At 38.2% G+C, this 8,911-nt stretch carries 9 protein-coding genes; 6 read left to right on the plus strand and 3 right to left on the minus strand.

Annotated features, from left to right (window positions below):
- The first annotated feature begins 6 nt into the window (after window positions 1-6).
- From BCG07_RS15625 to BCG07_RS15635, 3 genes are all read left to right on the plus strand, one after another.
- On the plus strand, window positions 7-228 hold the full coding sequence (locus BCG07_RS15625; protein WP_008129726.1) for a hypothetical protein: 222 nt from the start codon (window positions 7-9) through the stop codon (window positions 226-228).
- A 167-nt stretch (window positions 229-395) separates the two neighbouring features.
- A complete protein-coding gene (locus BCG07_RS15630; RefSeq protein WP_286891015.1) occupies window positions 396-2,423 on the plus strand; it encodes a hybrid sensor histidine kinase/response regulator in 2,028 nt (675 codons plus the stop codon).
- Window positions 2,424-2,455: 32 nt separating this feature from the next.
- Window positions 2,456-2,695 (plus strand): hypothetical protein, encoded by a 240-nt coding sequence (locus BCG07_RS15635; protein WP_248518839.1) that lies wholly within the window; start codon window positions 2,456-2,458, stop codon window positions 2,693-2,695.
- A 114-nt stretch (window positions 2,696-2,809) separates the two neighbouring features.
- On the opposite strand, the gene ahpF is transcribed toward BCG07_RS15635, so the two are convergent.
- Together ahpF and ahpC are read right to left on the minus strand one after the other, a co-directional pair.
- Window positions 2,810-4,393 (minus strand): alkyl hydroperoxide reductase subunit F, encoded by a 1,584-nt coding sequence (ahpF, locus tag BCG07_RS15640; RefSeq protein ID WP_271480069.1) that lies wholly within the window; start codon window positions 4,391-4,393, stop codon window positions 2,810-2,812.
- Window positions 4,394-4,545: 152 nt separating this feature from the next.
- The gene (gene ahpC, locus BCG07_RS15645) at window positions 4,546-5,115 is read right to left on the minus strand and encodes an alkyl hydroperoxide reductase subunit C (protein WP_004587118.1); all 570 of its coding nucleotides are present in this window, start codon (window positions 5,113-5,115) and stop codon (window positions 4,546-4,548) included.
- A gap of 265 nt (window positions 5,116-5,380) precedes the next feature.
- Here ahpC and BCG07_RS15650 point away from each other — a divergent pair, with 265 nt between their 5' ends.
- From BCG07_RS15650 to BCG07_RS15660, 3 genes are all read left to right on the plus strand, one after another.
- Entirely contained in the window at window positions 5,381-5,800 is a 420-nt protein-coding gene (locus BCG07_RS15650) for a DUF3429 domain-containing protein (protein WP_058429860.1), read from the plus strand.
- A 67-nt stretch (window positions 5,801-5,867) separates the two neighbouring features.
- The gene (locus BCG07_RS15655; RefSeq protein ID WP_006791613.1) at window positions 5,868-6,251 is read left to right on the plus strand and encodes a hypothetical protein; all 384 of its coding nucleotides are present in this window, start codon (window positions 5,868-5,870) and stop codon (window positions 6,249-6,251) included.
- Between the two features lie 6 nt (window positions 6,252-6,257).
- Window positions 6,258-7,070 carry a class I SAM-dependent methyltransferase gene (locus tag BCG07_RS15660; RefSeq protein ID WP_008129714.1) on the plus strand — a complete coding sequence of 271 codons (813 nt, stop codon included), beginning with the start codon at window positions 6,258-6,260 and terminating at the stop codon, window positions 7,068-7,070.
- Here BCG07_RS15660 and BCG07_RS15665 read toward each other — a convergent pair.
- Window positions 7,067-8,671, minus strand: a complete 1,605-nt coding sequence (locus BCG07_RS15665) for a GMC family oxidoreductase (RefSeq protein WP_286891021.1) — start codon at window positions 8,669-8,671, stop codon at window positions 7,067-7,069. The genes BCG07_RS15660 and BCG07_RS15665 overlap by 4 nt on opposite strands.
- Window positions 8,672-8,911: the final 240 nt, after the last annotated feature.

The following is an 8,911-nucleotide window of genomic DNA, read 5'->3' on the forward strand; positions in this document are numbered from 1 at the left end:
AAAAATATGAGTGAAAAAATAAATGACGATGCACTTCATGCTCTTAAAATAGCGTTTACATATATGCCAAAAGCTATTGAAGTGACTAAATATGAATATGGTGAGCACTATCAAACGGTCCTTGATCATATAGAAGCCGTAAGAGAAACACTTATGATAAACGATGTTGATCCAGAAGAAGTTGATGGAGATATCAACCCAGAGTACACACCTAACTCAACATACTAAATTACAAATTAGATAACGTGCACACAAATACGCTAAATCTATATTTTAATCAAATCGTTTTTTTTGTATTTAGTTGCCGAGATAGTAATAGCTTTTTATCACTTTTTAACGTTATTCTAAGCTTGCTAAATAAAGTTTTAAAAAATTAATACTATAGGGTTTTTCTATTGAATTTTCTTAGGCAATTTCACGACATAGTCTCTGATCAAAGTTTAACATTTGACAACAAAACACAAAAGCTATTAACGTTTGGGCTTAACGTTTTTAATCTTGATTTAGCTATCATCAGTAAAGTTGAAGACCAGTGCTACACTGTTTTATATGCGGTTACCCCTAACAACGATCTTGCTATAGGTACACAATTTGACCTACAAGGTACTTACTGCACACACACCCTCAAAGCAGGCTCAGCCCTCGCTTTTCACAATGTATCTCAGAGCGAAATTGCAGACCACCCTTGCTTTGCTAATTTCCAACTGGAATCCTACATTGGTGCTCCTATTAAAATAGGTAATGAAGTGTTTGGAACCGTTAACTTTTCTTCTGCTGATTCATCGCCTGTTTTTACAGACCAAGCCTATGATTATATAGAATTATTTGCACAATGGTTAGGTGCGGAATTTGCCAGAAACCAAACAAAAGATCGCCTAATAAAAAATAGTAATAGCCTTGTTAAGCTTGAAAGCGTTGCGAATATAGGAACTTGGGAAGTTGATATTGCCCACAATAAAATTTATTGGAGCAAACAAACTAAGCTTATTCATGAAGTTGATGAAAACTATCAACCTATGATGGAAACCGCAATTAACTTCTATAAAGAGGGATCAAGCCGAGAAAATATTACCAAAGCAGTAGAGTTAGCCGTTAGCAAAGGCGAAAAGTGGAATTTAGACCTTGAAATTGTTACTGCAAAAAATAACAACATTTGGGTATCGACCTTTGGAGAAGCTGAATTTGAAGGCGACACCTGCGTAAGGTTATTTGGCACGTTTCAAGATGTAACAGAGTCGATGACTCTTCGTGAAGAACTTAAAAGCAAAAAAGCAGAGGCTGAACGCTTACTTTTTGATAGAAGCATGCTTTTTGCAAAAATTAGCCATGAACTCAGAACGCCACTCAATGGTATTACAGGCATGCTCACCAACTTGATAGATGAGCATGATGAACAAAAAAGAACAGAAAAAATTAAAGTTGCGCTACGCAGCTCAGACATATTATTGAATATTATTAATGAGGTTCTTGATTTCTCAAAAATTAATCATGGCGAGCTTAAGCTTGAACCAAACAATGTTTTATTAAAAACTGTTTTCACTGACCTTTTCTCTCTCTATACCCCTTTATTTAATGATAAAAACATAGTGTTCGAAGTTAATAATGAGATAGCAGATGACTGCTGGGCCTATTGCGATAACACCCGATTAAGCCAAATCACCTCTAATTTATTAAGCAATGCGTTAAAATTTACAGAGCAAGGTTTTGTAAACTTAGACACGTTTTTAACAAAAAAAAATAATGCGCTTGCCCTTAATATAAATGTAACCGATTCTGGCAGAGGGATGACAGCGGCCTTTCTAGAATCACTATTCTCTCCTTTTACGCAAGAAGTCGATGCTAAAAATACAAAAGGCGGCACGGGTCTAGGCCTAGCAATTGTAAAAGAACTTGTGGAGTACATGGGCGGAAAAATTGAAGTTACTAGCGAAGTTAATAAAGGCACTACATTTTCAGTTTATATTCCAATACCCCGAGGTGAAGAGCAAGCACTTGAAAATAAACCGCTCGCTAACATTGATTTAAACACAAGCGAGTTATCTGTGCTTGTTGTTGATGACAACGACATCAATAGATTAGTGCTTAACGCATCCCTAAATAAGCTTAATATACACCCCGACTTTGCGGTTGACGGTCAAGACGCTGTTTTAAAGTGTAAGCATAAGCCGTATGACCTTATTTTTATGGATTGTATTATGCCTATTTTGGACGGTTTTGAAGCAACTAAGCAGTTAAGAGAACAAAAAATTTGCCCTACTAATAAAACGTATATTGTTGCATTAACTGCTAATACATCGTCTCAAGACAAACTTGCCTGTAAACAAGCCGGCATGGATATGTTTATATCAAAACCTTTTAAAATGTACTCACTTGAGCTCGCTGTCGCATCAGCAATAAAAACCGTTAAACCAGAATTACATTAAATGTACCTGACAATAAGTTAAAGGAAATAACAATGAAATTAATAGCTCGAACCATTTTGATTACTATTTTAGCCTTATCACTTTATACCGGTTATTCGTCACAGGATTGGGAGTCAATCATGGTAATTTTAATTGTTAGTAGCTTTTTGCTACTACTTACCTTTGTCACTGCAAACTCAAAACAAGGTGCAACCACATATAATACTGGCACAAATTACTCTGATAATAATTGCAGCGGTTCAGATTCTGGCTGTGGTGGCGGTGGCGATTAACCTATTTATATATGATTAATTACGCCATAAAAAAGCCGCCTTTGGAGAGGGCGGCTTGGGTTAACAAACAGCGATGGGTGTACCTTGCTGTTATATCAAGAGAGGTTTTGCACGTTAAGCAGCTGTTTTGTCTTGCTCGCTTTCTTCGCTGTTGCGAATTAAGTAATCAAAAGCACCTAAACTTGCTGTTGCACCGCTGCCCATGGCAATAATAATTTGCTTAAATGGGGTATTTGTTGCATCACCTGCGCCATAAACACCTGGTAATGACGTAGCACCTTTTGCATCAATTAATATTTCACCAAATTTACTTAGCGCTAAGTCACTAATTTTTAACCACTCAGTGTTAGGAATTAAGCCTATTTGTACAAAAATACCCGCTAGAGTAAGTGCCTTGCTATCACCTGATACTCGGTCTGTGTAAGTGAGTCCTGTTACCTTTTTACCATCGCCAAGTACTTCTGTAGTTTGGGCGTTTTTAATAATAGTAATATTATTTAAGCTTTTCGCTTTGCGAATAAGTACTTCATCGGCGCGAAGTGTATCTGCAAATTCAAGCACTGTTACGTGCTCAACAATGTTCGCTAAATCGATTGCCGCTTCAATACCTGAGTTACCACCACCAATCACTGCGACAGGTTTACCTTTAAATAAAGGACCATCACAATGTGGGCAGTATGCTACACCATGTCCACGGTACTCTTGCTCACCGGGTACGTTCATTTCACGCCAACGTGCACCGGTTGCTAAAACTAGTGATTTAGCTTTTAAAGTAGCCCCGTTCTCAAGCGTAATTTCGTATTTGTTATTAACGCGTTCAAGTCCTGCAGCACGTTGGTTATGCATTACATCAACATCGTACTCTTTAACATGCTCTTCAAGCTGTGCAACAAGTTTTGGCCCTTCAGTGGCTTTAACAGAGATAAAGTTTTCAATCGCTAATGTGTCAGCAACTTGCCCACCAAAACGTTCAGCTACAACACCTGTATTTAAGCCTTTACGTGCAGAGTAAATAGCAGCTGAGGCACCCGCAGGTCCACCACCAACTACTAGTACGTCAAATTCATCTTTTTCACTTAGTGCAGCAGCTTGGCGTGCTGCACCTTTACTATCTACTTTGTTTAAAATGTCAGTTAGGCTTAATGCACCTTGGCTAAATGGTTCACCATTTAAATAAACAGCCGGTACAGCTAAAATGTTGCGCTCTTCTACTTCCTCTTGAAATAGTGCGCCATCAATCATTGTTGCTTTAATTTTGCTATTAGTCGCGGCCATTGTGTTTAGCGCCTGCACTACTTGAGGGCACGTTTGGCAGCTCAAGCTAATGTAAATTTCAAAATTAAGTTGTTGATCAAGTGATTGTATCTGTTCAATGTCTTCGCTTTTTGCTTTACTTGCGTGTCCGCCAGTGTGTAAAAGCGCCAACACTAAACTTGTAAATTCGTGTCCCATCGGTACGCCTGCAAACGTAATATGGGTATTTTTAACTGGTGAATGTACAACCATAGACGGGCGTCGTGCGCTGGTGTCTGGGTTGTTAACTACCGTAAACTTATCGCTTAATGATGCTAAATCATTTGCTAAGCTTTCTACTTCTGTTGATTTTTTGCTGTCATCCAAGGCAATAAGCAGCTCAACAGGTTGAGTAAGCGATTCGAAATGGCTTTTTAATTGATTTTTAATGTTGTTATCTAACATGGCTTAACCCTTTTTAGGAAAATTTAAACAGCAAGCCTCCCATGCCAATTAATGCATGTGCTTAATCATCAAATTGAGATAGGAGGCACCAATAAACGAATATTTATTGGTTTAAGGCAGTTACCTGCCCTTATAGTTGAGGTAATCTATACTTAGATTTTACCAACTAGGTCTAGTGAAGGAGCAAGTGTGTCTTCACCTGGCTGCCACGATGCTGGACAAACTTCACCGTCGTGAGTTGCAATGTATTGTGCGGCTTGTACTTTACGCACTAGCTCTTTAGCGCTACGGCCAATACCTAAATCGTGAGTTTCAATTACTTTAATTTCACCTTCAGGGTTCATTACAAACGTACCACGAAGTGCTAGGCCATCATCTTCAATCATAACGCCAAAGCTGCGAGTAATACGGCCTGTTGGGTCGCCAATCATCGGGAATTTAATTTTACCGATTGTGTCTGACGTATCGTGCCATGCTTTATGAGTAAAATGAGTATCAGTTGATACTGAGTAAACTTCTACACCCATTTCTTGTAGTTGCTCGTAGTAATCAGCAACATCGCCAAGTTCAGTAGGACATACAAATGTGAAATCTGCTGGGTAAAAGAAGAAGATTGACCACTTACCAAGTACATCTTTTTCAGATACTTCTACAAAATCACCATTGTGGTATGCAGTTGCGTTGAACGGTTGAATTTTTGTGTTGATTAATGAAGTGCTCATAGTATTCCTCATTTATATTTAATGTATTAATTTAAGTTACCAAGCAAAGCGAGATTTTTTGGGCTAACCTTGCTGGCTTGATTAATACAATAAGCCCATCGATAAATTAAATAAAATTGATTGTTTAGATTAAAACAATCGATTTTTAGGATGAAACTAAATAATAACTAGATTCGTACTTAATTTATTGCAACATATCGGTTTGCACGCGTAAGGCTGATACAATTGCCTCGCTTACTATTAAAAATACTCAGGGCACACTGTTATGAACAAGTTTATCAATCACATCCAATTAGGCTATCTTGGCCTAATACCATTTCTAGCCTGTTTAGCGTGGCCACTGATGCTCGGTAGTAACAGTGTTAACTTAGAGTTTTTTACGTTTTATAGCATTGCTATTCTTGCTTTTATGGCAGGTAATCTTTGGCATGCCGGCCAGCAAAGCTATGCTGATGCAATAAAAGCGGTACTACCTGTTATTCCGGTACCATTTTTAGCATTTTTACCTGTTGAATGGGTTTTAGGGTGGTTATCGCTGAGTTTTTGGCTTGTTCTACTTTTTGAAAAATCAACATCACAGTGGCAAACCTACGACAAAGACTATCAAAAAATGCGCTTTGTGCTGACGTCGGTCGTGTTTGTGTGCCATATATTCATTATTGGTATGAGTATTTACCCAAAATAGTAGCTATTACCTTAAATATTGCGCGGTAATAATGTACCATCCGCGCACAGCTATTTGAGGACTCACCATGATTGACCAATTACGCCAGCAGCTTGACGAGCTTGGCGAAAACTATGTAGAAAAAAACGCCGCTTTTAAAATCAAGGTCATTCCATTTTTTTGCGCTATTAGCATTAAGAAAGATCACAAAAATGAAAACCGCCTCAACTTTTATTCAAATCAGCTTATTGAGATATTTTTAGTTGTTTTGCTCATATTATTTGGCGTAACGTTATATAAAGCGGACGGTGGGTTTACAGATGGCCCACTGCATTTTGCATTTGCAATTGTAATCACTTTTAACTTAATTATTAAGCAAATAGCTATCGAAGGCCTAAAAACAAGGCTTGCTTTTGAGCGTTTAAATACGGCGAATAAGCAACTTCAAAACGTTAATAAGCAAAACACATAGCAAAGTATGTACTTAAACCCTAATTGGCGAATACTTACTGTTGGCGATGGCGACCTATCGTTTTCTCATGCGATTTTTGAGCACGTAAAACCAAATAAATTAGTCGCCTCAACTTACGATAGCGCACAAACCATAGAACAAAAATACCCTGATAACGCTTTAAAAAAATTGCGTGAATGCAGTGTTGACGTTCTTAATAATTTTGATGTGACGAGCAAAGCGTGTTGGCAAACATTAAAAAGTAACAACCAATACTTTGATGTAGTCATTTTTCAGTTCCCACTTATTCCTGCATTTGTAGGTAAAGAGGCGTTTGAAGCTAGCACTCGTCAATCAAGTATGAACGTTTTAAACAGAGCCCTATTACATCAATTTATTAAATATGCCACTGAGTTTGCGTTAAACCCAAATGGCCCAATGCTTTGCTTTATAACCTCTAAAGATGTAAAACCTTATCGTGAATGGAACATAGAAGGCAGTTTAAACGAACGTTTAAGCAGCAAATATTGTGGCCAAATGCCATTTGATATAACACGTTTTTCGGGCTATAAAATTCGTAATGTTGACCGTGACAAACACGTCAAAGACACAAGCGGGATCACGTATGTATTTAGCCCAAAAAGTAGCACCTTAGAACCCCAACTAGCCAAACAATTAACCAAACCCAGCTACTTAACATCAAACCATTGCGCGCTTTGCCGAGTTGGACCGTTCATCGCAGAAGAAGACCAAGCAAAACATCTTAAAGCTAAAAAGCACTTGCAAATGTTACGCCTAGAATCTGATTGGCAACACTGGTTAAACACCTTTTACAGCTAACTATTGGCTGCCTTAATTAAGTCAGCCGCTTTTTCTGCAATCGCTATAACAGGGGCATTAGTGTTACCTGTAACAATTGTGGGCATTATCGACGCGTCAACAACACGTAAATTATTAACGCCATGCACTTTTAACTTGCTGTCAACAACCGACATCTCGTCCTTACCCATTTTACATGTCCCAACGGGATGATATTCAGTGTCAGCTGTTTCACGAATAAACTCTATTAACTGCTGATCATTATTTATATCGAGTGGATAAACCATATCTGCACGTATTTCATCAAAGGCTGGGCTATTCATTATTGCAAGTGTTTTTTTCAAACCCAACAACATTATGTTTAAGTCATCTTGATGGCTTAAATAATTAGGATCAATCAGCGGTGCTGTATGGGGGTCATTGTTTGCAAGCTTGATAGTCCCTCTACTTTTAGGTCGCATAATACTGCTATGAATACTGTACCCATGCCCATAATGCAACTTGCGACTATGATCGTCTACTAGCCCAATTACAAATTCGAGTTGAACATCAGGTGCCGGCGAATCTTTAAATAATTTAATAAACGCATGAGACTCCGCAAAGTTACTTGTTAAACATCCGTTTCGTTTACTAAACCAATCTGCAACCCCTTTAGTAACTTGAAGCGCACCTTTTGGGCTTATACCAAACGTACCGGCACTATTATTGGCTTTAAAAAGTGGAACCACTGTTAGATGGTCTTGTAAATTTTCACCAACGCCTTCTAACACAACCTTCACATCAATATTATGTAATTTTAATTGCTCTTTTGGTCCAATCCCCGACAACATTAAAATTTGCGGCGAATTAATAGCCCCCGCACTCAAAATCACCTCTTTATTAGCCGTTAACCCTATTTGCTGTTTGTTACGTGTTATTTGCACTCCTTGCGCAGTTTTATTTTTTATATTTATTTTTTTAACGTGGCAATGTGTGAATACAGTTAGGTTATCCCTATTTAAATTAGGTGTTAAATACGCTTTCGCTGCACTACAACGTTCTCCTTTATGCTGTGTAACCTGCGACAAACGTGCACCACTTTGTTCTTTACCGTTAATATCATCATTTAGCGGTACCCCTTGTTCAGCGCAAGCATTTAAAAAATACTGATTAACAGAACTTGGCGTATTTAGCTCTTGTACATAAAGCGGTCCATCAACTCCATGCAAAGAGTTATTTATAAATGCACTGTTGTTTTCAGCTTTTATAAAATAGGGCAACATGCTTTTATAATCCCAGCCCATGTTCCCCTGCTTTTCCCACTCATCATAATCGTGTTTATTACCTCGAATATAAACCATTGCATTGATTGAGCTTGAACCACCGAGCACTTTACCCCTTGGCATAAAACCGCACCGATTGTTAAGTGCTTTTTGGGGTACTGTATTATAGTGCCAACTGTTAATACCATAAGGCACGCTGGCAGCAACTGCAGCTGGCATTTGAACAAGAGCGCTTTTATCTCCCCCGCCGGCTTCAATTAAACATACACTCACATTTTTATCTTCAGATAAACGCGAAGCAATAACACACCCAGCACTACCGGCCCCTATAACAATGTAATCAAATGTTGTGCTCTGCATGTGAGCCCTTATGAAAAATTAATACCTTATTAATACTGCATAGAAAAACACATCAAAACTTGATATTTTTAGACACCAAGTTGCTGGGGTAATGCATGAAAAATTTTATTAAGGCCACATCACTACAAGGGATAGACTCGCTTGTTAAGAGCTTAGGCGCTGACATATCACAAATAATGACACAGCTTGGCCTTAACATTTGCTTTAATAACTTAGAGCAACAATACTTGCCCTATAGTA

The sequence above is a fragment of the Pseudoalteromonas sp. ESRF-bin5 genome, from assembly GCF_002632075.1.
In the GTDB taxonomy this organism is placed as follows: domain Bacteria; phylum Pseudomonadota; class Gammaproteobacteria; order Enterobacterales; family Alteromonadaceae; genus Pseudoalteromonas; species Pseudoalteromonas marina.

What these genes read in the sequence shown, in the direction of transcription:
- BCG07_RS15660 (WP_008129714.1), top strand. Translation starts at nt 6,258, where the DNA reads ATGTACTTAAACCCTAATTGGCGAATACTTACTGTTGGCGATGGCGAC.
- BCG07_RS15655 (WP_006791613.1), top strand. Translation starts at nt 5,868, where the DNA reads ATGATTGACCAATTACGCCAGCAGCTTGACGAGCTTGGCGAAAACTAT.
- BCG07_RS15650 (WP_058429860.1), top strand. Translation starts at nt 5,381, where the DNA reads ATGAACAAGTTTATCAATCACATCCAATTAGGCTATCTTGGCCTAATA.
- ahpC (WP_004587118.1), bottom strand. Translation starts at nt 5,115, where the DNA reads ATGAGCACTTCATTAATCAACACAAAAATTCAACCGTTCAACGCAACT.
- ahpF (WP_271480069.1), bottom strand. Translation starts at nt 4,393, where the DNA reads ATGTTAGATAACAACATTAAAAATCAATTAAAAAGCCATTTCGAATCG.
- BCG07_RS15625 (WP_008129726.1), top strand. Translation starts at nt 7, where the DNA reads ATGAGTGAAAAAATAAATGACGATGCACTTCATGCTCTTAAAATAGCG.
- BCG07_RS15665 (WP_286891021.1), bottom strand. Translation starts at nt 8,671, where the DNA reads ATGCAGAGCACAACATTTGATTACATTGTTATAGGGGCCGGTAGTGCT.
- BCG07_RS15635 (WP_248518839.1), top strand. Translation starts at nt 2,456, where the DNA reads ATGAAATTAATAGCTCGAACCATTTTGATTACTATTTTAGCCTTATCA.